The organism is Brucella tritici (assembly GCF_902825325.1).
Taxonomy (GTDB): Bacteria; Pseudomonadota; Alphaproteobacteria; order Rhizobiales; family Rhizobiaceae; genus Brucella.
This window is the reverse complement of sequence record NZ_CADEAR010000015.1, coordinates 24,627-48,846: the sequence shown is the minus strand read 5'-3', so window position 1 is coordinate 48,846 and position 24,220 is coordinate 24,627. Positions and strand designations below refer to the sequence as shown.

Below are 24,220 nucleotides of genomic sequence, written 5' to 3'. Positions count from 1 at the left end.
GCCGCTTACTGCCCCAGCAACTTGTCGAACAAGGCCCGGTCGTAGTCCGAATAGACATAACCGTCAGCAGGGAATTTGTCGGCGCGTGCCAGATAGGTGTCGACATTGCTGTCATCGATGACAGGAAGCGGAACCTTGATCGACTTCGGAACATCCTTGCCTTCAAGGGCCTGTACGGCTGCGTAGACGGAGAATGCACCAAGCCAGTTGGGCTGCATGGTCGCCCAGCCTTTCAGGCCTTTTTCCTTCCAGAGTTCCAGAAACTGACGGGCATTTTCACCCGTTATCGGTACCGGATCACGCCCCTGACGATCGAAAGCGAGAACCGCGCCAGCGGAGATTGCGCCACCCAGAGACAAGACACCGTCGATTTCCGGATTGGCAAACAGCAAACTGGTCATCGCTTCCTGAGCAGGAGCCACGTTATATTCCGTATTCGTCTCGGTGATGATCTCGATGTCCTTATTGGCGTCGAGAACCGGTTGAGCACCCTTGCGGCGACCATCGCTGACCGAAACCCCCGCGGGACCGTTCATGATGATAATCTTGCCCTTGCCACCGAGCTGGTCAACCATCCACTGGGCAGCCCGCTCGCCCCATTCAGCCGAGTCGGTGTTGATTTTTGCTGTCAGATTTTCCGTATCGACCAGGCTGTCGAAATTGATGACGGCAATCCCCTTCTCGCAGGCATCAGCGATGACACGATCAAGCGCGGAGGACGAGCCAGCATCGATGACGATAGCATCGATATTGGCGTCGATCATCGATTGGATCTGCTGGATTTGCGTCTGCGCATTGCCCTGCGCATCGGTAATCATCAGGTCCTTGACCAGTCCTTCCTTCTTCAGCCGCGCCACTTCATCGACGATCGTAGCTTCGGTCTGTTTCATCCAGGTTGGCACGGCGTAGATATTCGCCCAGCCCACCGTATACGGCGCCTTGCGATCTCCCTTAACGCAATTTGCAGCCGCTTCGGCCGAGCCCACGCCAGCCATGCACAGTAGCGCTGCGCCGCTCACACCGGCCAGCAGCATACGGAAGCCTGATCCGGCTTTGGTCATAAAATGCATCATTGTCCCCTCCATCCAAATTTGACACATTCACAGCGCTAACAATGTCTGCTATAGTGTACATATGTCTGAATTATCAGACATTGCAATCATAGAAATTATTTTGCGCTTGGCAAGCGGGAAACTGTTTGCCGGTTTCAAAACGCCTAATTGACAGTCGGGCCTCTGCCGCCCACAAAGAAGAAGAGGCTGGAGACCATCGTAGAAACTATGGATAAAATTCTGATAGAACCCACGGCGAAACGTTCACGCGGACTGGAACGTGCCTTCGAGATTCTCGATTACCTGCGTGTCAGCCGTGCACCGGCCAATCCCAATGAGATTGCAGCACGCATCAAGGCTCCGCGCTCGACAGTCTATGAGCTGGTTAACCTGCTGCTCAGCAATGGCGTTCTTGAATATTCTGACGATGAGGGCCGTGTGTATCTTGGGCGCAAGCTTTATTTTCTCGGCGCCGCCTACGAAGACCATTTCAACTTCATACGCGAATGCGACCGTGCGCTTTCAAAAGTGGCGGAACAAACACGGGAAACCGCCCAGTTCTGCATGCTTGACGAGAATAAGTATACCGTCGTGCGCATGCGGGAGGGAGCCCGGCCATTCCGGATTTCGTCCGATGTCGGGCAGCGCGTTCCCATTCCGTGGACGGCTTCAGGACGGCTGTTATTGTCACATCTCGATGATGCCGAGATTCTGTCCTTCATTCCGCCGGAGGACTTCCAGCTTCCCGATGGCCAATGGCTTGCGCCGGATGTTTTCCTCGGCGAGGTTCATGCCGCACGCAAGGCCGGCGCCTTTACGTTCGACAGCATTGTCGACAGCTTCACACATTGCTTCGCAGTGCCTGTTGAAAGCGACGACGGAAAGTTCTGCGCGACAGTCTGCCTCGTCGCCCCGCGCGATGACGGCATTCGCAACCACGACATGTATCTGCAGGCCCTGCGAGAGGCTGCTCTCAGCTTGAAAGGAAAAGTTTCGGCTTTTCAACGTGATTAGAGCAGTCCCCACTTTCGGGACGACACGCCTAGAACATTTCAAGACTGTCGGCGGAATGTGGTTCAGCGCGTCAAAGCTGCCCCAATCCATTCCAGCCGCTTTTGAGGAATGAGGCCGTAATTGTAGAAATTCATGCCATCGACACCAGCCTGCTTTCCTGCATCGACCCGGGCAGCGAGTTCTTCTTTCGACTTCACGAGCGAATAAAACAGGCTGAGACCGAGTCCCACATATTTGTCGTCGGGTAATCTGGAGCGTGCATCACGAATTGTTTTTCCGATCAGTTCCGCACCCATGTCATAGCAGCAGAGAATAATGCCATCGCAGGCGGAGACAGCCTCCTCTAGATCGACACCTCCCAGCCAACCATCCTTCAAGTCGATCAATACGATTTTGGTTGCCGGGTTTGCCGCCGCGCGAATTTCGCCAATCAGGCTGGTTACCGGCTCGGTCCGCCATTGCAGAAAGGCATGAAGCGATGGCCAGTTGGCAAAAGCAGAGATTCCCGCTTGCGGGAAATCGGCAAACTGCTTTTGCGGAACTTCCCGCTCGCAGGCCTCGGCGATGAACTGTTTCACAACGGCCTGGGCATCATCCACATCGACACCGGCTGCCTTTGCCCGAGCTTTGCAATGGTCGCAGAAACACAGGGACATGAAGAAATCATCTTCGTCGGTGAGGCCGACACCATCCTTTTCGTGATGATGCTCATGCGCAAAGCCCATGAAGTTTACGCTTTCGAGCTCGACCATGTCCGGTTGATAACGCGAAGTGATATCCGTAACCAGGGTCACGACATATTCGCGCGCAACGGGGCTCGACGGGCAGAGATTGTAATAATTCGCATTGCCGAAAGCGTTGCGGGTAACATGGCCGGGATGAAGTTCTCCAAGGCGGCTATTGTGCAGACCAACTGTCCAGCACGATACCCGCAACCCGTCTTCTCTTCGACGCTCGATCAATCGCTGGAGCATGTCGCCGCGCTCAATGCAATTCTTTGCAACAAGCGGACGTATCTCTTTTCCTCTCCACAAGGTCTCATCCGGAGTGTAGTAGACGGTGCCGTCTTCGGGGAAATAAGCCTTTTGCAGAGGGCTGCGCGGCTGGAAAAACCGCCCGGCATGATAGGACGTCGCAAGACTGATCGTATTACCGCCTGCAATCTCGCGCAGTTCGGAGCAAACCGTATCCAGCCCCAGATCCTGTATGTCCCACGGATATGTCCACAACGACAGTTGCATGATGCCCCCATTTCCCTAACCGGATAGCCAGCTTATGAATTGGGAGGATTAACAGAACTGAGGGTTGGAGTTCAATTCATAACGACATTTTCCGTTGCCGGCCGCGTCATATTCGCTCTTCACCATCGTGACTGGTTTCGGGTGACGCGATTGGAGCGAACGGAATGCTCACATGTTCGTGCTGATCCACCCACTACCCGCCGGATATTGAGTTACGCAAGCCGGTATGCGCATCGAACAGATGTAAGCTATTGGGAACCACATCGAGCCCGATATTGTGCCCTTCCTGCAGGCGCATCGAAGTCGGCACAGCGATACTGAAGACATGTTTTCCGGCCCGAATTGTAACCAAGCGGTTCTCGCCGTGAAATTCGTTGCGTTCGATCTGGCCGCGAATTTGACCTCCTGCTTCGTTCAGTCGGAATGCTCCCGGACGTATGCCGACCGTTACCGGACCTGGTTTCAACCCGGAAGGACGCGGCAAACTTATGGTTTCATCGGCAATTTTCTCCTCATCAGCGTTCAGCTCGAAGAAATTCATGTTGGGCGTACCGATAAATCCGGCGGCAAAAAGCGTCGCTGGCGCCTGATAGATTTCCTCGGGCGTTCCCATCTGCTCTATGCGCCCATCTTTCATCAACACGATCCGGTCCGCCAATGTCATGGCTTCAAGCTGGTCGTGAGTAACATAAATGCTGGTCGTCTTCAGTTCGCGATGAAGATTGGCGATCTCGACCCGAAGGCTTCCGCGCAATTTGGCGTCAAGGTTGGATAACGGCTCGTCGAAGAGAAATACTTCTGGCGTCTTTATCATCGCGCGCGCGATTGCGACGCGTTGTTGCTGGCCGCCCGACAGCTCGGACGGCTTGCGTCCTAGATACACTTCAAGCCCCAGAGCGGCCACAACCGGCTTCAGCCTGTCGGCTATGGTCTGCTTCGGTATACCCGCGCGCTCCAACCCAAAAATGATGTTCTCCTGAACAGTCATATGCGGATAGAGCGCGTAGTTCTGGAACACCATGGCGATACCGCGGTCACCTGGATCGCGATCGTTCATCCGTTGGCCGCCGATCAGAAGGTCGCCGCCTGTGATTTCCTCAAGCCCGGCAATCATTCTCAAGATCGTTGATTTTCCACAGCCGGAGGGCCCAAGGAAAACTACAAACTCATGATCACTGATTTCAAGGTTGAAATCCCGGATGACTTCCTGCGCGCCATATCGCTTCAGTATGGACCGACATTCTACGGTAGACATCAGTTTTCCTCTCCATCCAGAATGATCTGCAACTTGATGTCAGTTGCACGCCCTTCCGCTGCGCGATCGAAAGCGGCAATGGATTGTTCGAATGGAAATATTCCCGAGATCAGCGGTTTAAGGTCAACTTTGCCTGCCGCGATCAGTGCAAGTGCGCGATCGAACACATTGGCATAGCGGAAGACCGTTTCGATCCGGCATTCCCGTGCCGTCGCCGCCGAAATGTCGAACAGTACGGGTTCGGGTGGCAAGCCAACCAACACAACCGCGCCACCGGGTCGTACTATCTTAAACAAGTCCCGAACGGCTGCTGCTGCTCCGGAACACTCAAACACGATATCGGCGCCCCAGTTTCCCGTAGCATCATTGACCGCGTCCACGATGTCGGCCTCACCCAGATTGATGCCGGTAATGCCGTCATAGGTTTCTGCGAGTTGCAGCTTGGCTTCCGAAAAATCCGAGATCAGAACACGGGAACAGCCTCCTGCCAGGGCCGCAAGCGCAACCATGATGCCGATTGTGCCACAGCCGGTCACGACGGCCGTATCGCCCGGATTGATGCGCGCGCGCGTTGCCGCCTGCATACCAACCGCAAAGGGTTCCACCATCGCACCTTCTGCAAAAGATACGTTGTCCGGCAGTTTATATGTGAAATTTGCAGGATGGATCGTTTCGGGGCACAGTATCCCATGGACGGGCGGGGTAGCCCAGAAACGCACAGCAGGATCGACATTGTAGAGGCCAAGTTTCGAAGCGCGCGAGAGCGGGTCTGGAATGCCCGGTTCCATGCAGACCCGGTCTCCTGGTTTGAGGTGTGCCACATTCCGACCGACCTCAACTACCGTACCTGCTGCTTCGTGACCAAGCACCATTGGCTGGTCGACCACAAAGTCTCCGATACGCCCATGCGTGTAATAATGCACGTCGCTTCCACACACACCCACAGTATGTAGTTTGATGCGGACATCATCCGGTCCCATATCGGCGGGGAGTTCAATTTCGCGCAGATTCAATTCGCCGATGCGTTCCAGAACAAGTGCTTTCATCGGATCATTCCTGATTTTGTTTTTTGGTGAAAACGGCATTTAATCCGCCCGCAAGAAGCCCAAGCAGAATTAAAGGTGGGAGGGAGAGAAGTACGACAGCGGCATTGAGGATGCCCCATGGCACATTCATGCCGAGCTGAGACATTTCAGAAGCGATGATAGGCAAGGTTTTGGCGCGAGACGTCGTCAGCATCATCGCCAGAAGGAATTCGTTCCAAACCAGAACGAAGGAGAAGGCGATGGCGCCGAATATCTGAAATCGGGCTATCGGCAGGGCAATCCTGAAAAATGTTGCATATCGCCCCAGCCCGTCGACCCGAGCGGCTTCCTCCACATGGAGGCTCACGCGCTCGAACGCGGGAACCGACAGCCAGATCGTAATCGATGCAGTAATGATCAGATAAGTTATGATGAGAGAAAGGCGACTGTCGTAAAGATCAAGCGAAAGCCAAATCACCAGCATCGGGATGGCTATTGCTACGGGAGGCAGAAAACGCAACGACAGAACGAAGAACTGTGCTTCGGCTGTAAGCCTGTTCTTGTATCGTGCAATCACATAGGCAGCAGGTACGCCGATCAATGCGCCAATGACGACGGCGGACGAGCAGATGATAAGCGAGTTCGTGAGCGCACGCGCAACCGAGCGACGATTGAGCACATAGCTCATATTATCCCATACGGGCTGGAAGGCGATTTTCGGCGTGCTTACCAGCAGATCGGCATTGGTTTTGAATGCGTTGAGCAAAGTCCATAGCAACGGTAGCACGACGAGCGCTGCTGCAAAGACAAGAACCGCGCGCAGAAGGACGGTTGAAATCTTCATCGGTTCAGCCTCTTCCAGGCAATAGTGAAAATGACGATAGTCAGCAGCATCATGATGACGGCCATTGACGAGGCGTAGGAGATTTTTCCGGACTCGATGAAACCTTGCGAATAGGCATACATATCAAGGGTTTCGGTCGAGATGCCGGGGCCACCTCGCGTCATAACGTAAACCAGATCGAAAGAACGCAGGCTTTCGATTGCTTTGACGAGCAAAAGGCTTATCAGCGGGGTCTTGAGCATCGGCAGGGTGATGAAGCGATGTATCTCCCACCTTTTGGCGCGATCGATGCGAGCCGCTTCCAAAGGTTGGGCAGGCAAAGCCTCAAGCAATTTCAAGATAATAACCGCAAAAAACAGACCCCATTGCCAGACATCCACGAAAGCAACGGCCAGAAGCGCGCCAACCGGCGTCGAAAGTATATCGGGTGTGGCGCCAGTCAGTTCACGGATAGGCCAGGTCAGGGCACCATAAAGCGGATGGAAAGCAAACTTCCATACGAAGGCTGCGCAGACGCGCGGCAACAACACAGGAATGATGAACAAGACGCAAAGAAGATTTCGCATGCGCGGGCTGGCGGCTTCGAACATCGCAATACCAAGCCCGACGCCGGTTAACATGGTAAGTGCGACCGTCAGGACTTCCCATTTCAGTGAAACCCACAACGCGTTGAGAAAACGCGGATCGCTGAACAGATCGACATAGTTCGCAAACCAGACATATTCGGCCACTGGTTGTGACAAAGTGCGGTTCTGTAGCGAAATCGTAATCGCAAAAACGGTCGGAACCAGCGCCAGAACGACGAGAATGAGAAGGGTTGGTCCCAAGAAAAGGTATGGGAGCGAGCGTCCACGTTGCATGAACATTCCTTGTCTGAAGGCGATGACTAAAACGGCCTGCACCGTGAGGCACGCCTGGCTTCCAGGGCAGAATCCATCTTGGGAGGCGGGGCGGTTTCGACCAATATGGGCAATGAAACCGCCCCGAACGCACGGCACCTAGAGCGGTTCCAGTTAAAACGGAGCCGCTCTAACTATTTGTTTCGCCACATTATCCTACGCAAAACCGCTTCGCACTTTTGCCGGCAATGCTCTAGAGTTTCTCAGCGAATGACTGAAGCTCGTCGAGCGTCGACTTGATATCCTTACGGCTGCCGGTGATAAGTTCTTCCAGCATGATACCCCACTGATTTCCCAGTTCCTGCCAGCGCGCGTCCTGCCAGAAAGTAACTGTTGTGCGCTCGCCGGTAGCGGCCATCGCATCTGCAAGGTTCTGTCCGAAGGTCTCGGCATATTTCGGGCTTTGATAGGTGCTGGTGCGGGTCAATTCGCCCGGCTGACCTGCAGCCAAACGACGGGCCTCCTGCTCCTTTGAGGTGGCCCAGGCTACAAAAAGCCCGGCGCAAGCCTTATCCTCGTCCGTCGCATTGGCTTTTGACGCAATTGCAAAGCCATGTGCGTAACCAGCCCCCGGAAGCGGCGTGGGCGGAACCGCAAAGGCAACCTTGTCTGCGACTTGGCTCTGTGCCTTATCTACCGACATGCCGCCCAGGGGAGCCGATTCAATAATGATTGCTACCTTGCCTGCCCGGAACGCACCGGTGGATTCATCCCAGGAGCCTGTCTGTGTGCCCGGAGCAGAATACTTGAAAAGATCGAGATATTCCTGGGTCGCCTTTACTGCTGCGTCCGAGTTGAAAGCGGGCTTGCCATCCTTGAACCATTCGCCGCCGTTTGCCTTGAACAACGGCATCCACCGCCAGACATTGGCACCCGAGCCGCGCTGTCCACGCAGTGCAGTTCCATAGACGCCGTTCTCCGGGTCATGCAACTTGGCGACAGCGGTCTTGTATTCGTCCCAGGTCTTGGGCGGCTGGATGCCTGCCTTTTCGAGCAGATCGGTACGATAGACCATCAGGTCACCACCGCCCTGAACAGGTGCGAACCACTGCTTGCCGTCATATGTGGCAGCCGCGCGCATGCCTGCATCGAAATCGTCGTAATCATATTCCTTGGGGTAAAAACCCTCGAGCGGAACGATCCAGCCCGACGAAGCAAACAAGGCGAGATTAGCCTCATCAACATAGTAGACATTGTAGCTGCCCACGGTCGATGCGTCCGCCTGCGACTTGGCACGGCGGTCATTCTCGTTCAGATAGCTGATTTCGAAACCGGCACCGGAGAGTTCTTCAAACTCGTCCACATAGTCTTCCAGCAAAGTAAGACCGTCACGCGGCTGCGCCAGGACTCTTACATCCTTGCTGCAGACCGCAGCCGCCAAAGCGCTGGAAGCGGCAGTGAGCGCGATGATAGCGCAACCGGTACGCAAGATTATACGTAGCATGTCATCCTCCCAATTATGTTCCCACCGGATGCTCCTCTTCCCCGCATCCTGTCGTTTGAATTTTGTAAAAACAGCGAGAAGGGACTAGTTTGTTTTCCGTCAATAATTGATACTATTTTGACATTATGATGCCTTACATGGTGCAGTATCATGGTTTTATCATCGGAATTTTCTTCCGCTCTCCCGAACGCCTATGCCGCCACACGAGAGCGCATCACCCTACCGGGTGGAAAATCCTATCTCATTCGCCGCGACGACTATCCCAATCCGATATGTATCTGGAACTATCATCCGGAGTGGGAAATCCATTATATTCCTCACGCACAAGGGTTGGCTTATGTTGGCGATTACGTGGGACCATTCCAGCCTGGCCATCTCGTTCTTACCGGAACCAATCTGCCCCACAACTGGATCACGCCAGGCGCGACATCTATTCCGGGCCGTGATCTCGTGCTTCAGTTCAATGCCGACGCACTTATTCAGGTTCGGTCTGTCTGCCCCGAATTCGAAGTGCTGCATCGCCTGAAACAATTATCCCGCCGGGGGATCGAAATCGCAGGTCAGGAGGCGCTCGACATAGGGGAAATGATATTGTCACTGCACCGGCAGTCGGATGCAGCAGGCCTTGGCCTTTTCCTTGAAATATTAAATGCGATTGACAGCGCTGAGCAAAAGCGGCCCCTGGCAAGCGAGCATTTCGTATCGCTCTACAGCGAAGCCTCCGATAAACGGCATCGGCGTATTGATCAGGCTATCCAGATTCTGCAATCAAATCCCGATCGCCAGATGCAGGATGTTGCCGAAGCTGTCGGGTTGGACACGGCGTCTTTCTCCCGCGCTTTCAAGCGACTAACAGGCATGACCTTCTCGACCTACAGCCGTTCCGTTCGAGTGTGGCGAGCACGAACCTTGTTGGTAGAAACAGATCTCGCAATAACCGATATTTGTTTTGAAGCCGGCTTCAACAATCTGTCCAATTTCAATCGTTATTTCTTATTGGAGACGGGGCTCACTCCGCGTGCATATCGAAATGCCGCGCACATCCGTGATAGCTCGATTGCGGCAGCATCGCGGACCCTGTGAGCAGAGCGTGACGGGGTATCGCCATTGCCAGAGTTTAGAGTGCCTATCTGAAAGAATCAGATCGGCGCTTTAAGTGCCTGTTTTTACGCGCATCTTTTCCGAATATCGTCTCACACTTTTGGGGATGCGCTCTAAACTGGGCCAAAGTCCAGAACAATGCCGGTCAGGATGATCGTTAGAACGAGCGCCGCAATGACGGCGTAGACGTAGTCACGCTCACGCAGGAAAAGATATATCACCAGCACAACGCGGGTGATCGGCAGGAGAATGAATATCGCAATACCGGCTTTCACGATGTCATAGCCGCTTAAGGAAAGCGAAAACACCGCCTGTAATGGTTCAACTTCCATTATCGCAACACCGACTGCGATCAGGGCAGAGGCGAGCCATGAACCGTACCAGAGCAGTGTCGCGACGGCCCCGTCCCGACGCCCGGAATCTTCGACAGGTTTCATTTCGAACCCCCAATGATTTCAATACCGAAAGCGCTCAAAAGCATCTGTACCGCGAGTATGAGAAGGACCACGACGAAGAAGACACGCAGCTTTTCCGCCGGAAGGCTCATCAGCAGCCGGGCACCGACCAGCGCGCCGATCACCGAGCCGAGCGCAATCGGGCCCGTGATCCCGATATCGATGTCGCCCCGAACAAAATAAGCGCTGGCGCTCGCGGCAGCTGTGACCCCGATCATGAAATTGGAGGTGGCGGACGAGACTTTGATGGGTAGTTTCAAGGCAGTGTCCATCGCCGGTATTTTGAGAACGCCCGAGCCAATGCCCAGAAGCGCCGAGACCAGTCCCGCCCCATACATCAGCGCCATGCCCAGCGGAACATGCCCGACCCGATAATGCACCTCCTGCCCCGATGCCGGATCGGGAAAGCTGGAATGCAGCCGAAGGCTTGTGGCAAGGCTCGTCGCAACGGGCGCGGTTGAACTCATTTCCTCGCGCCGTCGCACCAGCATCTGCTTGGCGGAAAGCACCAGAATGGCTGCGAACAGACCGTACAGAACTGAAGTCGAAACGATCCCGATCAGAAACACGCCGGTCAGCGCACCGAAGGTGGTCGCCGTCTCCAGAACAATCGCAAGCCGGATGTTGGTCAGTCGCCTCTTCAGCAGCGGAGCCGCGCTGCCGCAGGAACATGCGATGACCGAAACGATGCTCGCACCGATAGCGACATGAATGTCCACGCCAAAAAAGAGCGTGAGCGCCGGTACGATGAAGATGCCGCTTGCCATGCCCAGCACACCGCCAAGTGCGCTTGCGCCAAAAGCGGCCGAAAACAACCATAAAGCCAGCATTTCCACCCCACCTACTTGCGATCGCGTGGTCGCCGGGCCAGGCGAGTGACGAAGCTGATGAGGTCTCCGCGATAATGGAGCTTTTCATAGTCTATCGCCCGATGTCCTTCAGTGAAGGATGTACGCTCGATCAGAAAAACAGCGCTGCCGGGCTTCACCCCGAGGGCCGCTGCAACGTCCGGAGCAGCGCTGACAGCCTCCAGCCGATACTCCGCTTCGACAAGGGGCAAATCATATCTGTCTTCAAGCAGTGTGAAGATCGGCTCGACGTCCAGATCGTGTGTGACAATCTTCTCACCGATTTCACGCGGCAGGTATGTTTCATCCAAAGACATGGCGACGCCGTCGGCAAGCCGGACACGCCGAATTCGCATGACCAGAGCTCCGGACGGCAGAGCAAGCTGCCGTGCAACATCTGCATCGGCAGGCACAATCTCCTTGTCGAGCAGTTGCGCCGTCGCGGCCCGACCAAGCGCCTGCATGTCTTCGACGAACCCGGTCAACTCCGTCAATTCCTGAGTGACCTTGGGTTGAGCGACGAACGTGCCCTTGCCGCGGCGGATTTCGACGAGGCCCCGCGCCACCAGATTCTCGACAGCCTTGCGAACAGTCGTCCGGCTGACACCAAAGCGTTCAATCAGACGATCTTCCGGAGGAAGCTGACTTCCAGTCGGCAAAATACCGGCTGCAATATCGTCTGCCAGCGATGTTTCTACCCTGGCATAGAGAGGAGCATGATCTTGTGTGATTTTCATTCAGACATAGTGACATCATGATGTCACTATGTCAACGAACGCCCCTATGAATGAACCTTTTCATTAGTTGTTTGTTAACCATGCTGGAGGACATCGCCATGCAGTTGATTTTTTGGATTGAGATAACAGCGATCCTGGCCGTCAGCGCTGTCGTCTTCGGCATTACCTGGATCGAGACCCACAAGAAATGACGCGATTTTTGCTGACGGACCAGACATGGCTCTGGTTCGGCGTTATCGTGCCGACAGTCGTGGGCTTATATCTGCTTTGGAGACTGCCCCTCTGATTTCAGTGGGTGTGGCTGCATCCATGTGGTTGTTTCAGATAATCCCTTTCAGGCTCAAAAGCCCGAAGGCAGCGATTGTACAGGCATCTTTGATATCGCCGCGAAGGATCATCTCTATTGCTTCCCCGATAGAAAAGCGGCGGCAGATCAGCCCCTGCTCTTCGGCATCAAGACTGGGCTTCCCCATCTGTAGCCCTGTGGCGAGAAAGATGTGGCACTTGTTGGCTGCAAAACCATAGGCTTCGTAAGTCTCGCCAAGATAGACCATGTCCGCAGCAGTCAGCCCGGTTTCCTCTCGCAACTCTCCGCGAGCCAGAACCAATGGATCGACATCCGCCTGCTCCTGCCACGCTCCTTGCGGAAGTTCCCAGAAGCGGTTCCCGACCGGATAGCGGAACTGCTCCACCAGATAGACGCCGTCCTCGTCGTCCATCGCGAAAATCATCGCCGCATCGTTCTTCTCAACGACGCCATAAATGCTTTCACTGCCGTCCGGATAAACGATGCGATCCTCGCGAACCTTCATCCAACGATTTTCATAAACCTGCCTGGACCCCAGTGTTTTAATTTCGGACATTGCGTCCCCCCAATAAAAATTCGTCGTTCTTTTCCGACAGGCTAGCGTTGAGGCTTTCCTATCGCAACAGACTGTTGAGTTGGCGCGCAAACTGCGCCAAGGTGTTGGGCATGTTTGATTGGCCACTCATATTTGCCAGCCTGCTAGCTATCGGTGTGGCGGTGTTTTTGATCTACTGCTTTGCGGTGATGATTTTCGCCAAGCCAGACGGCAAGCCTGTCGAGCCAACGGCTATCGACACGGTCGATATGCTGCCGTTCATGAACCACGACGCTGATTGATATCCCGCTCTCAAGGCCCAAAATCTGCGCGCCCGGAATCTATTCGGATGTAGCGCCGCCATGCTTATTTTCCGCATTCACTGGATGTTTTGGCATTGAATGCCTCGTTTCCAACGCCCTGATAGTGCTAAAAATTTGATCAGCAAGAAATAGAATTATTCTTAAAAACAATGCCCGAAACACAACATCACAAGAATGTAATTTAGTACATTTTATAACATCATTATATCATAAACAGACGCCACGATCAGCTCTATATCTTGCCATTGGAGATGCAGACCATGATCCACTCGACATCGAATACAGTCGCCTCGGGCGCACCGGAAGGCGGAGTTCGTGCGTTTGGCAATCCCGGCAGGCTTCAAGAATTGCAGGCCAAAGTCGAAGATGCCAAGCGCAAGGCTAACAACAGCTTGCGACGGGCGCAATCCGCGCCTGAGCCGCATGTAACGACGAATTCCATTTTCGTGTCTCTCTACGAAGAGCATCTGCGCGACCGGGAATCGTTATTTTCATCATTGCGACAGCTTGATGATATGCGCAAAAATGCGAGTATCTGAGGCGACGTGCCCATGAACATGCTTTGCCGTGAAAGAATGACCAAGAATTACGATCAGCCAGAATACGCCGTGCCTTCTGCCGATATATCCCGGATGGCTTTGACCGAGGAGCTCGTTTCGCTGAGCCTTCGGCTTGAAGTTGATCGCGGTCCCGATCCGAGCCGTGCATCGATCACCGATAATGAGGTCGAGGAACTGGCCGATCAACTCTTTCACGAAGCAGGAGGCGATCCGCTTTGGGTTTTTGCCTATGGTTCCTTGATCTGGAAACCGGATTTCGATGCGGTGGACTCGCGCGCCGGAACTGCGAACGGCTGGCACCGTTCATTCTGCCTTCGGCTAACGCGCTGGCGCGCAACGATGGCACAGCCCGGCCTCATGCTGGCGCTGCGACCGGGCGGTAGCTGCAAAGGAATTGTTTTTCGGCTGTCCGACGAGGACCGCCTCGGACAATTGCGCAGAATGATCCGGCGCGAAATCAATTCGATTGACGATGCCTATTCCATTCGCTGGGTGTCAGTCGACACCGAAGATGGGCCTGTGCGTGCGCTCGTTTTCTGGGCTGGGCCGCGCGGAGACAGGCTTTCGGATAAATTGCCTCTGACGTCGGTGGCCCGACTGCTCGCGCGCGCCTGCGGACATATGGGTTCCTGCGCCGAATATCTCTATCTCACCGTCAAGCATCTGGAAGAAAAAGGCATTCGCGACCGCAATCTGTGGGAATTGCAGCGCCTGGTCGCCGAAGAGATCATCAGCATTTATTGCGAGGATATGCCCGTCCAGAACCTGGATCCGGCATAAGGGAAACCGCCTTAATCCTGATAAGCAAGACTATCACTGAAATTGCCGCTGAAATTGCGTCCGGCTTCACGGGCGATATTGGCCACAAGCGTGATCAGGCGCGTTGCCGCGCTCTCCAGGTAAATAGCGCTATAGCTCGTCGCCGGGAAAACGGCATTGGTGTTCAGTACCTGTAGCTCGCCCGTCCGAAGCTCTTTCTGAATCACCACCGGTGGAATGACCGAAATCCCTACCCCAGCCGAAATCATGTTGATCGTCGTGGTGAGCGAGTTGGAATAGTGAACGGTCGCATCTTTCAGCCGTTCTTCCGAGAAATAATTGATGATCTGCTGATAATTATAGGAACCGCTCTCGTAGGAAATGAGATTGCAGCCGAGCAGGTCATCGCGGGACAGCATGTCTTCTGCCCCGCCCGGAAACTGATTGCTGCGCGATATCCAGAACATGCCGAAAGTACATATGTCGACGATACGCAGATTAGACGTCGGTTCGGGCTTGATGGCGAAGACAATATCGAGCTCTCGCTGCTCCAGCTTCTGCACGATCCCTTTTGATGACGAGGTCGTGATCGAGATGCGGATTTGCGGGTAGCGCTGCCGGACAATATCGAGAATGCCCGGCAATATGGTCATGGCGAGGCTTGGAACGATGCCGATCTTCAGCGTGCCTTCAAGCCCGTTCTGCGGGCTCAGGCTTTCCACCAGATCGTGGTAGCGGCGAACCACGTCACGCGCGCCCTCGACAAAAGCTTCGCCTTCCGCCGTCAGGTTGACGTCGCGGGCATCGCGGTCGAAGAGCCGGAACCCGAGCTCCTGCTCCATCGCGCCGATACGATTGGATATTGCCGCTGGCGTCATGTTGAGGCGAGCCGCCGTCGCCCGGAAATTACGCAGTTCCGACAACCAGATCACCGTTTCCAGAAAACGGATATTCATGGACGGGTATGTCCCTTCCCATTTCAATTACCCGCGCGCCTGCGTTTCTTGAAGTCCCTTATTGCGCTCCGGGCAACCAGATTCGTCCTTTCTTTCTAAGACACTTGCGGGGTGAAAATAAGCAAATAGTCGTATTCCACCCCACAAATGATAGGGGCCGGTTTAAACCGGCCCCTATCGGATCAGCTTCCCGCATGGGCGAGAATTTTCTTGGTGGCGCCAGACACGTCACCGAGCTTGAGGCCGGTCTTCACCGATGCCTCGCGCACCTTGCCCTTGTCCTGTATGTCGAGCGCACGCGAGGCGACCGCATTCACCTCATCACGCGGCAGGACCAGAACCCCGCTCTCATCGGCCAGAATGGCATCACCGGGATTGACGACGACACCGCCGCAGGAGACCGGAATGTTGATGCCGCCACCCAGATCATAGAGCCGGGTGGTGATGGGCGAGATGCCCCTTGCCCACATCGGAAAATCGGAATCCTCGATTTCCGTCAGGTCGGTGCAGGGACCATCCACGATGCCTGCAACAGCACCGGAGGCCTTCGCAGCGATGGTCACACCGCCGCCCCAGCACGCATAGCGGTCGTCGCCCATCCGGTCCACCACCAGAATATCGCCGGGACGGAGCATTCCGGTGACGTGGTGAAGCAAAGTGGAATCCGGACCCGGTATGGCGATGGTGACGGCGGTGCCAACCACACGGCGCTTCGGGAGGAGCGGCTGGATGGAACGGTGCATGAAACCGAAGAAACGCCAGTGCCCGACGGTGGCCGTTTCGACCCCCGATAGGAGCTGGAGATCACCGGCAGGAATCTGCTCCGGCATGGGATTGATCGTGTACATATGGCGCCTCCTAAGCGCAGGCTTGCAACTGCTTGCCGATGCGGCGATGGCTGACCATGGGGATAAGCGAACGCACACGCTCGATCTGCGCACGCTCGATGCGCGCCGTCACGAAGCCGACGCCGTCGGATGCGCGCGCCACGACATGGCCCCACGGATCGCAGACCAGCGAGTGACCATAGGTATGACGCCGCTCGCCATTCGAAACCGTGCTGCCGGTCTGGCCACAGGCGGCAAAATAGGTCTGGGTTTCGATGGCACGGGCACGCGCCAGCACTTCCCAATGATCCTTGCCGGTTTGCAGCGTAAATGCGGCGGGAAGAACGATGACATCGGCACCAGCCTTTTCCAGCTCCAGATAAAGTTCGGCAAAGCGGATGTCGTAGCAGATCGCGCAGCCGATCTTGAACCCGTCGAGGTCGTAGACGACGACATTCTCGCCCGGCTTGACGGTTGCGGATTCCTTATAGGCCGTCCCGTCCGGCCCGACGATGTCGAACATATGGATCTTGCGATAATGCGCGATCTCCTTGCCTTCGCGATTGAAGACGAAGGTGGAATTGTATATCCGCTTTTCGTTTGGAACCTTTTCCATCAGGGTTCCGGCATGGACGAAGACCTTATGCTCGCGGGCAAAATCCTGCGCCATCTTGTAGGCAGGACCGCCGGGGACGCTCTCTGCCGCTGCAAGCTTTTCTTCCGGAGTACCGCCGTAGTATTCGAAATATTCGGGCAGCACGATCAGGTCCGGAGAATCCGTGCGCACGGCATCTTCCATCAATCCCCGCGTAATACGCAGGTTTTCTGCCTTGTCGGTCTGCGGGCTCGTTTGGATCAGGCTAATCTTCATTTTTTCCTCCAGCGAATGAGTGGGTATTCAGTTCAGGTAATCATCAGGCAACGAGGGCTTCGCTTTTCAGCATGTTCACGGTTGAAACCATGCCCTGGCGAAGCGTCATGTTCTGTGTGGCGACGACCAGCATCGCGGCGCCCTCTTCCTGCGCGAAGCGTCGTTCGGCTTCGGTCCAGGCAGGCATGATCCATGGCTTACCGACAGCGCGTGCAGCCGCCGCACAACGGCGCAGATCGGCCTTGTCGTCATCATTGAAAGCGTAGGCTCCCCGACCGCGCGCAAGCGCCAGATCCGAAGGGCCGGGAAACAAGCCGTCGACCGTATCAAGCGCGATAATCTTCTCGACGTCGGCAAGGCTTTCCGCAGTCTCGATCATGGCGAAGCATTTGGTGCGCTTGTTCTCTTTTTCGAAAGCATCGGTCGCCGGACGGGCATAGCCAAAAATGCGGCCACCGGTATAAGAGCGCGTGCCAACGAGCGGATATTTTGCAGCTTTTGTCACCTGATGCGCATGGTCCACACCGAGAATATGCGGAACGATGACGCCATCCGATCCGAAGTCCAGCGCCTGCTGGATGGCTTCCGGCGTCGGTGCCAGCACCTTGGTCAAAGTGGAGAGACCCTGCGCCTTGGTGAAAGCCAGAAACTGGTCCAGTGTCGACAGGTCGAAGGTTCCGTGCTCGAGTTCCAGAACGAAGGATGAGAAGCCGCAGGTCCGGGCAATTTCGAGATAGCTGAAATGCGGTTGCGACATCCAGAGGGCGATATTTTCCATGCTTGCAGTCACTTTCAGTTGGGAGGTTATTTGCCGATTGTGCGTGACAATCCGAGTGTGCGTTCGATAACGAAGATGATGAGCAGCGTGGCTGCGATCAGCACGACCGAGATGGAAGCGGTCATCGGGTCGGTGCGGCTTTCGACATAGTTGAAGATTTCAACCGGCAGCGTCGTCATGCGCGGTCCGGTGATGAAGAGCGAGATCACCACCTCATCGAATGACAGGAGGAAGGACAAAGCCGCACTTGCCACCAGACCCGGCATCATCAACGGCAGGGTGATGCGACGAAACACGGTGAACGGCGATGCGCCCAGCATCGTGGCGGCCTCTTCTACCGATGGCGGCAAAGTCGAGAATGCCGTTATCATGATGCGGATGACGTAAGGGGTCGTCACGATCAGATGGGCGATCACCAGACCGGTGAACGTTCCGAGCAGTTCCAGCCGCACGAAGACCAGCAGAATGGCAAGGCCAAGCACGATGGACGGCAGAAGCAGCGGCGCGGTGAAGAGGTTCAGCACTGCTTCGCGTCCACGGAACTGATAGCGGCGGATCGCATAGGCCGCCGGGATACCCGCCAGCAGCGACAGGACGGTGACGACAGATGCAATGCCGAGGCTGATCCAGAACGCCTGAATGAGCGTTTCATGGTGCAGCATTTCCGCATACCACCGCACACCCCAACTCTGCGGCGGAAAAGTGAGATAGTTGTCGTTGCTGAACGATAGCGGCACGACGACCAGAATGGGGGCCAGCAGGAACAGATAGAGCAGGCCGACCAGAAGGCGGAATGGCAATGAAGTTGAACCAATCATCTCGTTTCTCCTTTGCCAGTCAGTCGATACGACGTGCGATGCGGGAATAGACCATCAAGGCGAGACCGAAGATGATCAGGACAATGACGGAGGTTGCGGCGGCACGCGGCCATTCAAGCTGGATCACAGCCTGATCGTAGATTTCCGTCGCCAGCAGGAACACGCGTCCGCCGCCCAGCAATTTCGGCGTGATGAAGGAGCTGATCGCCAGCACGAAGCAAAGCAGGCAGCCAAGTGCGATACCCGGCAAGGTAAGCGGCAGGATGATCCGGCGAAACCGCGTGAAGGCATTGGCGCCAAGGGATGCCGCAGCTTCTTCAAGCGAGGCGTTCAGACGCCCGAAACCGGCAATCAGCGACAGCGCCATATAGGGGATCAGGATTTCCACCATGCCGATGAATACGCCGAGCGTATTGTTGACGAGCCTGATGGGGGAGGAAATGAGGCCGAGATTCATCAAGGCTCCATTGACGAGCCCCTGGTCGCCGAGAAGCACCATCCAGCCATAGGTGCGCACCACACTGCTGACGAGCAACGGCGAGACTGTCACCACGAAAAGGAAGTTGCGCCAGACCGGCGAAACACGATGCAGGAAAAGCGCTATTGGATAGGCGCAAACCAGCGTTGCCAGCGTGATGAACGCGCTCAGCCAGAGCGAGTTGAACACAAGCCCCCAATTGAAGCTGTCGGTGAAGAAATTGATGTAGTTTTCGAACGTGTAGCGGTCTGTCAGGACGCCGCCGCTTTCGCTCTGCAGGAAGGATATTTGAGCCAGATGCGCAACCGGCGCGATGAAGGCGATGAGATTGATCAAGGCCATCGGCAGAAGGAGCGCAACTGCGACGAGACTATAGCGCCTGCGTCTCGATGGCTTTGCCGGAATGATATCGGTTGACGTGATCGCTGTCATGACATCAGCTCCCGAAAACCAGCATATCTTCCGGTTTCCATTCGCACAGCAGCCGGTCACCGGTATGGAACGCATGTCCCGCGCTGGCGGTCGGTACTTCTACTTTCAGGCAAGCGCCCTCGATCTCGATGTCGTATTGAACGATGTCACCGATATAGGTCGTGCGCTCGACCACGCCGTGCGCGCTGTTGGTTACGACGCTGACAAGATTGCGATCGCGGTTGGGCGTGAGATTGATGCGATGCGGACGAATGGCAATCTGCCCTGAGCCGCGCGACTTTCCATGCGTGTTGCAGCGATAGGTGCCGCTGCCCAGCCGACAGACATTTTCGTCGACGATCTCGCAATCATGGACATTGGCGCGACCGACAAATTTGGCCACAAACAGGGAGGACGGCTTTTCATAGATTTCTTCCGGCGAACCGAGTTGCGCCAGCTTGCCGCTATCCATCACGCCGACGACATCGCACATTGTGAGCGCTTCGACCTGGTCATGCGTAACGAAAACCGTGGTGATGTCGAGGCGCTTCTGGATCTCGCGGATTTCGATCCGCATGTCGTCGCGCAGCTTCGCATCCAGATTGGACAGGGGCTCGTCGAGCAGAAGAATGCGCGGGCGGATAACCAGCGCGCGCGCCAATGCCACGCGCTGCTGCTGACCACCAGACATTTCTTTCGGCTTGCGCGAACCGTAGCCGGGAAGCCGCACCATTTCGAGCGCTTCCTCGACCCGCTTCTTCGCTTCGGCCTTGCCGACCTTGCGCATATCGAGACCGAAAGCGACATTTTCGGCCACGGTCATATGCGGGAACAAGGCGTAGTTCTGGAAAACCAGACCGATATCGCGCTGATGGGGCGGCCTGTGTGAAATATCGTTGCCATCGATCAGGATGTTACCGTCTGATATCGAGGCGAGACCGGCAATCATGCGCAAAGTCGTCGTCTTGCCGCAACCGGATGGGCCGAGGAGACCGAGCAGTTTTCCGCGTGGCAGATCGAGATGAAGGTCGTCCACTGCCCGGTAATTGTTACCGTAGAGCTTGGTGAGAGCCTTCAACTGTAGAAATGAGTTTTCTGCTACCATATCGAAACCTGTGAGGGGTCGTTGCCGCCCCGGCGAAACGGGGCGGAAGCGTGAATTTCAGGGTGAGGTAGGGATCTAACGACCAGCCGGAATGATCTGACGGCGCCAGGGATTGAGCAGCTTGTCGCGCATATCGCCGATTGTCATCCAGTTGACAGGAATGAGCTTTTCGCGCTGGGCCGTATCCATGTACGGGATGCGCTTTTTCGTTTCGTCGTTCACATCCGCTTTCGTGTTCGATGGCGCATAGAACATGATCTCGGCGAACCGGGCTTGCGCCTCGGGACTTATTGCATAATCGATGAATATCCTGGTTGCATCCATGTTCTTGCCGTTGGCAATCGCACTGATGACGTTCACTTGCGCAGCCGTGCCTTCCTTCGGTCCAACCGACTGAAGCTTTCCGCCGGTCTGGTCGAAGTAGAACTGGGCGCGAGCATTATAGCCGATGGACAAGGTCGCCGTGCCGTTTGCAACCAGCGTATAGGCATCGGGCTTCGGTTCCCACGTCTGCACGGCAGGCGCCAGTTCCACCAGCTTGTCGACGCCCGGCTTCACAGTCTTCGTATAGTCGTCTTCACCAGCGAGACGGTTCGCGATGATCGTCAGCAGGATGGCCTGAATATCGCCGCCGCCCTGCGCCGGGATGATGACCTTGCCGCTTTGCTGCTTGTCCCAGAGCGCTTCCCAGCTAACCGGTGGACTTTCCGCAAATGCATCGTGGTTATAAAGCAGCGAAAGCGTGTCATATGTAATGGGAATTGCGGAACCAGCGAGTTCCTTGCCGAGATCGGCAACATCCGCATAATTTTTGAGCGATGCCGGATCGAGCTTTTCGACCAGCCCTTCCTCATCGGCAATCTTGGCGACCGAAAGGTCATAGATGACCGCATCCGTTTGAGGCGAGGATTTCTGGGCGCGCATGTTGCCGAGCGATGTCGCGGCATTCTGCACGCCGTAATAGGTGACCGTGATGTCGGGATGTTCCTTCTGGAACGGTTCGATGACGGCCTTGACGTAATTGTCCTGGAATGCGCCGCGATATCCCATCACGGTAATTTCCGCAGCATTGGCCGCGAAAACAGTCATTGCCGAAACACTCAACGCTAAACTTGCCAGAAAAGCCGATTTTCTGTTGATCGAACGTGCCATCAGTCACTCCCCTTTTGTTTGAGGATAAGGTGAAGAATGGTGGCCGGAGCGTCCAACGACTTATTCTGTCCGCCTGTTCGATTTTGCTTTATGCCTTTGAATTTCCCGGCTTTCTGCTCCCGAATGACAAGCGGCGAGACCGGGATGATGCAAGCTGAATATCAGGCGTGATGAAATTGTAATCCGTTGCCTGTTTTTTGAGCAGACATTTTCCGCTTTCTGTTGCGCAAATCTTGCCCGCTCGGTCGCATTTGCCGTTTCCACCTTAAAAATGCGCCAAATTCGAAACTGGCACGGTCCTTGCTTCTATTAAATCGAACACCGAGCCGCGCGACACCGCATGACTTGTGGTGATTGATCAACCGAGGATGACAGAGAGACTAGCGATGACCAAGTACAAGCTCGAATACATTTGGCTCGATGGATGCACCCCTGCTGCTGGCCTGCGCGGCAAGACGCAGATCAAGGAATTCGACGCTTTCCCTACGCTTGAGCAACTGCCGCTCTGGGGCTTCGACGGCTCATCGACGATGCAGGCCGAAGGCCGCAGCTCCGATTGCGTCTTGAAGCCGGTCGCGATCTATCCCGATCCTGCGCGCAAGAACGGTGTTCTTGTGATGTGCGAAGTCATGATGCCGGATGGCGTCACGCCGCACCCGTCCAACAGCCGCGCAACCGTCCTTGAAGACGACGATGCATGGTTCGGTTTCGAGCAGGAATATTTCTTCTACAAGGATGGTCGCCCGCTCGGCTTCCCGGAACAGGGTTTCCCTGCCCCGCAGGGTCCCTATTACACCGGCGTCGGCTACAAGAATGTCGGCTCCATCGCCCGCAAGATCGTCGAGGAACATCTTGATCTCTGCCTCGATGCCGGCATCAATCACGAAGGCATCAATGCGGAAGTGGCCAAGGGCCAGTGGGAGTTCCAGATTTTCGGCAAGGGCTCCAAGAACGCCGCCGACCAGATCTGGATGGCCCGCTATCTCCTGCTTCGTCTCTGCGAGCAGTACGAAATCGATATCGAATTCCATTGCAAGCCGCTCGGCGACACCGATTGGAACGGTTCGGGCATGCACTGCAACTTCTCGACCAAATATATGCGTGAAGTGGGCGGCAAGGACTATTTCGAGGCGCTCATGGCGCAGTTCGACAAGAACCTTCAGGACCATATCGACGTTTACGGCCCGGACAACCACATGCGCCTGACCGGCAAGCATGAAACCGCCCCATGGAACAAGTTCTCCTACGGCGTTGCCGACCGCGGCGCTTCGATCCGCGTTCCACACGCGTTCGTCAGGGATGGATATCGCGGCTATCTGGAAGATCGCCGCCCGAACTCGCAGGGCTGCCCGTACCAGATCGCTTCGCAGGTTCTGAAGACGATCTCTGAAGTCCCGACCTCGGAAGACGAAGCACTCGCTGCTTAATTTCTAGAGCATGTCTCCCGAAAGTGGGAACCGGTTTTTGGGATAAAGACATGCGTAAAAACAAACAGATAGAGCATTTCCAATGATTCAATCAAAACAGGAAATGCTTTAGACGAACGGCCTGCTTGAAAAATTCAGCAGGCCGTTTTGCTTCATTCTCGCGAAACTGCAGACAACAAAAAAGGCCGGGGCGAAAACGCACCGACCTTCCTGATCATCGCTTTCCTACCAGTGCCAGTACATCCGTGGTCAAAAGCATCAAGCGATGAAGGCTATTGCGAGCGACAGACGCGTTCCAGCGCTCTTAAGCAATGCCTATGACAGCCATATAGGTGCACATCTTGTTCAAAACAAGGTCGTGCAACAATTTAGTTCACAGCAGCCTAATCTAGCTTTTTCCCTTCCCGCGCAAGGCCGAAGCACCGGAATAGTTCCAGAGCGACTTGTTGCTTGAGGAAACAGCGATTGCACCCTGTGTCATCGCTGTACCGACATCGCTTTCGTTGCAGATGAATCCTGACGCCACGATAGGCGGCAGGCGGCGCTTGTCCTCCACCGAGAGATAACCCAGCATCGGCGATGGCATGATCTGCACCAGATTGGGTGCGCTTTGCGAGATCGCCTTCAGGCTGCGGGGCCATGTGGAGCGGTCGGTAACAAAGACCTTCTGCATGGTCAGGAGGCCGCATTGCGCGGCCTTCTGGATTGTTGGAACGCGGGTCGACAGCAGAACCGAAATGCCAATCTCGGCAAGAAACTCGATAGCTCCCTTGTCCTGCGACAGGCCTTCGCAACTGTCGATGTTCAGAACGATCAGCTTGTTGCTTTTCTTCAGCGCATTCAGCACTTCAGCCACATGGCGCAGTGCGATGTTGGCAACGATGCCCACTTCCGCCTTGCTGTCCAGAAATGCCTGAAGATTCTCGACGCCGTAGAGCGTTGCCATGACTGGCGCCCGTAAAAGCCGCTCACCGATCGTTCTGTCCAATGTCATTCCA

Annotated in this window: 26 protein-coding genes; 6 read left to right on the top strand and 20 right to left on the bottom strand. The window is 55.4% G+C overall.

The features are described 5' to 3' along the window. Positions 1 to 5 precede the first annotated feature (5 nt). A complete protein-coding gene (locus HWX93_RS18625) occupies positions 6 to 1,073 on the bottom strand; it encodes an ABC transporter substrate-binding protein (RefSeq protein WP_176038274.1) in 1,068 nt (355 codons plus the stop codon). A gap of 207 nt (positions 1,074 to 1,280) precedes the next feature. Between HWX93_RS18625 and HWX93_RS18620 the strand changes: the two genes are divergently transcribed. Next, a complete protein-coding gene (locus tag HWX93_RS18620; RefSeq protein ID WP_176038273.1) occupies positions 1,281 to 2,066 on the top strand; it encodes an IclR family transcriptional regulator in 786 nt (261 codons plus the stop codon). A 62-nt stretch (positions 2,067 to 2,128) separates the two neighbouring features. Here the strand turns inward: HWX93_RS18620 and HWX93_RS18615 are convergent, their stop codons facing one another. The 6 genes from HWX93_RS18615 to HWX93_RS18590 form a co-directional block, all read right to left on the bottom strand. Then, entirely contained in the window at positions 2,129 to 3,307 is a 1,179-nt protein-coding gene (locus HWX93_RS18615) for a hypothetical protein (RefSeq protein ID WP_176038272.1), read from the bottom strand. A gap of 193 nt (positions 3,308 to 3,500) precedes the next feature. Continuing rightward, the gene (locus HWX93_RS18610) at positions 3,501 to 4,562 is read right to left on the bottom strand and encodes an ABC transporter ATP-binding protein (RefSeq protein WP_176038270.1); all 1,062 of its coding nucleotides are present in this window, start codon (positions 4,560 to 4,562) and stop codon (positions 3,501 to 3,503) included. Beyond that, positions 4,562 to 5,608 carry an NAD(P)-dependent alcohol dehydrogenase gene (locus HWX93_RS18605; protein WP_176038268.1) on the bottom strand — a complete coding sequence of 349 codons (1,047 nt, stop codon included), beginning with the start codon at positions 5,606 to 5,608 and terminating at the stop codon, positions 4,562 to 4,564. Before HWX93_RS18605 ends, HWX93_RS18610 begins: the two co-directional genes overlap by 1 nt. Positions 5,609 to 5,612: 4 nt before the next feature. Continuing rightward, the gene (locus HWX93_RS18600; RefSeq protein WP_176038266.1) at positions 5,613 to 6,431 is read right to left on the bottom strand and encodes a carbohydrate ABC transporter permease; all 819 of its coding nucleotides are present in this window, start codon (positions 6,429 to 6,431) and stop codon (positions 5,613 to 5,615) included. Beyond that, complete coding sequence (locus HWX93_RS18595; RefSeq protein ID WP_176038265.1) at positions 6,428 to 7,291, bottom strand: carbohydrate ABC transporter permease; 864 nt, start codon at positions 7,289 to 7,291, stop codon at positions 6,428 to 6,430. The genes HWX93_RS18600 and HWX93_RS18595 overlap by 4 nt, the downstream gene beginning before the upstream one ends. A 232-nt stretch (positions 7,292 to 7,523) precedes the next feature. Further along, on the bottom strand, positions 7,524 to 8,774 hold the full coding sequence (locus HWX93_RS18590) for an ABC transporter substrate-binding protein (protein WP_176038263.1): 1,251 nt from the start codon (positions 8,772 to 8,774) through the stop codon (positions 7,524 to 7,526). 150 nt (positions 8,775 to 8,924) lie between these two features. Between HWX93_RS18590 and HWX93_RS18585 the strand changes: the two genes are divergently transcribed. Next, entirely contained in the window at positions 8,925 to 9,857 is a 933-nt protein-coding gene (locus HWX93_RS18585; protein ID WP_176038261.1) for an AraC family transcriptional regulator, read from the top strand. A 131-nt stretch (positions 9,858 to 9,988) separates the two neighbouring features. On the opposite strand, the gene HWX93_RS18580 is transcribed toward HWX93_RS18585, so the two are convergent. From HWX93_RS18580 to HWX93_RS18565, 4 genes are all read right to left on the bottom strand, one after another. Continuing rightward, positions 9,989 to 10,312 (bottom strand): DUF1634 domain-containing protein, encoded by a 324-nt coding sequence (locus HWX93_RS18580; protein ID WP_176038260.1) that lies wholly within the window; start codon positions 10,310 to 10,312, stop codon positions 9,989 to 9,991. After that, positions 10,309 to 11,160 carry a sulfite exporter TauE/SafE family protein gene (locus tag HWX93_RS18575; RefSeq protein ID WP_176038259.1) on the bottom strand — a complete coding sequence of 284 codons (852 nt, stop codon included), beginning with the start codon at positions 11,158 to 11,160 and terminating at the stop codon, positions 10,309 to 10,311. The genes HWX93_RS18580 and HWX93_RS18575 overlap by 4 nt, the downstream gene beginning before the upstream one ends. Before the next feature lie 11 nt (positions 11,161 to 11,171). Beyond that, positions 11,172 to 11,915, bottom strand: coding sequence for a GntR family transcriptional regulator (locus HWX93_RS18570; protein ID WP_176038257.1), 744 nt, complete (start codon positions 11,913 to 11,915; stop codon positions 11,172 to 11,174). 320 nt (positions 11,916 to 12,235) lie between these two features. Continuing rightward, a complete protein-coding gene (locus HWX93_RS18565) occupies positions 12,236 to 12,778 on the bottom strand; it encodes an NUDIX domain-containing protein (protein ID WP_176038255.1) in 543 nt (180 codons plus the stop codon). Positions 12,779 to 12,888: 110 nt separating this feature from the next. Between HWX93_RS18565 and HWX93_RS18560 the strand changes: the two genes are divergently transcribed. From HWX93_RS18560 to HWX93_RS18550, 3 genes are all read left to right on the top strand, one after another. Then, positions 12,889 to 13,059: a hypothetical protein gene (locus HWX93_RS18560; protein ID WP_176038254.1), complete on the top strand. Its 171-nt coding sequence runs from the start codon at positions 12,889 to 12,891 to the stop codon at positions 13,057 to 13,059. 281 nt (positions 13,060 to 13,340) lie between these two features. Further along, on the top strand, positions 13,341 to 13,619 hold the full coding sequence (locus HWX93_RS18555) for a hypothetical protein (RefSeq protein WP_176038253.1): 279 nt from the start codon (positions 13,341 to 13,343) through the stop codon (positions 13,617 to 13,619). A gap of 36 nt (positions 13,620 to 13,655) precedes the next feature. Then, entirely contained in the window at positions 13,656 to 14,420 is a 765-nt protein-coding gene (locus HWX93_RS18550) for a gamma-glutamylcyclotransferase (protein ID WP_235969143.1), read from the top strand. 11 nt (positions 14,421 to 14,431) lie between these two features. Here the strand turns inward: HWX93_RS18550 and HWX93_RS18545 are convergent, their stop codons facing one another. From HWX93_RS18545 to HWX93_RS18510, 8 genes are all read right to left on the bottom strand, one after another. Continuing rightward, the gene (locus HWX93_RS18545; protein ID WP_176038250.1) at positions 14,432 to 15,355 is read right to left on the bottom strand and encodes a LysR family transcriptional regulator; all 924 of its coding nucleotides are present in this window, start codon (positions 15,353 to 15,355) and stop codon (positions 14,432 to 14,434) included. Positions 15,356 to 15,537: 182 nt separating this feature from the next. Next, entirely contained in the window at positions 15,538 to 16,203 is a 666-nt protein-coding gene (locus HWX93_RS18540; RefSeq protein WP_176038248.1) for an RraA family protein, read from the bottom strand. Between the two features lie 10 nt (positions 16,204 to 16,213). After that, positions 16,214 to 17,053, bottom strand: coding sequence for a carbon-nitrogen hydrolase family protein (locus tag HWX93_RS18535; RefSeq protein ID WP_176038247.1), 840 nt, complete (start codon positions 17,051 to 17,053; stop codon positions 16,214 to 16,216). Positions 17,054 to 17,096: 43 nt separating this feature from the next. Then, positions 17,097 to 17,831, bottom strand: coding sequence for an aldolase/citrate lyase family protein (locus tag HWX93_RS18530; RefSeq protein WP_176038245.1), 735 nt, complete (start codon positions 17,829 to 17,831; stop codon positions 17,097 to 17,099). 26 nt (positions 17,832 to 17,857) lie between these two features. Continuing rightward, positions 17,858 to 18,649: an ABC transporter permease gene (locus tag HWX93_RS18525; RefSeq protein ID WP_006470062.1), complete on the bottom strand. Its 792-nt coding sequence runs from the start codon at positions 18,647 to 18,649 to the stop codon at positions 17,858 to 17,860. Positions 18,650 to 18,668: 19 nt separating this feature from the next. Next, a complete protein-coding gene (locus tag HWX93_RS18520; RefSeq protein WP_176038244.1) occupies positions 18,669 to 19,559 on the bottom strand; it encodes an ABC transporter permease in 891 nt (296 codons plus the stop codon). Between the two features lie 4 nt (positions 19,560 to 19,563). After that, the gene (locus tag HWX93_RS18515; protein ID WP_109988053.1) at positions 19,564 to 20,643 is read right to left on the bottom strand and encodes an ABC transporter ATP-binding protein; all 1,080 of its coding nucleotides are present in this window, start codon (positions 20,641 to 20,643) and stop codon (positions 19,564 to 19,566) included. 75 nt (positions 20,644 to 20,718) lie between these two features. Further along, positions 20,719 to 21,795 carry an extracellular solute-binding protein gene (locus tag HWX93_RS18510; RefSeq protein ID WP_176038242.1) on the bottom strand — a complete coding sequence of 359 codons (1,077 nt, stop codon included), beginning with the start codon at positions 21,793 to 21,795 and terminating at the stop codon, positions 20,719 to 20,721. Between the two features lie 386 nt (positions 21,796 to 22,181). Between HWX93_RS18510 and HWX93_RS18505 the strand changes: the two genes are divergently transcribed. Further along, positions 22,182 to 23,222 (top strand): glutamine synthetase beta-grasp domain-containing protein, encoded by a 1,041-nt coding sequence (locus HWX93_RS18505; protein ID WP_176038240.1) that lies wholly within the window; start codon positions 22,182 to 22,184, stop codon positions 23,220 to 23,222. Between the two features lie 388 nt (positions 23,223 to 23,610). Here HWX93_RS18505 and HWX93_RS18500 read toward each other — a convergent pair whose 3' ends face one another. Then, the gene (locus tag HWX93_RS18500; protein WP_235969142.1) at positions 23,611 to 24,216 is read right to left on the bottom strand and encodes a glycerol-3-phosphate responsive antiterminator; all 606 of its coding nucleotides are present in this window, start codon (positions 24,214 to 24,216) and stop codon (positions 23,611 to 23,613) included. Positions 24,217 to 24,220: the final 4 nt, after the last annotated feature.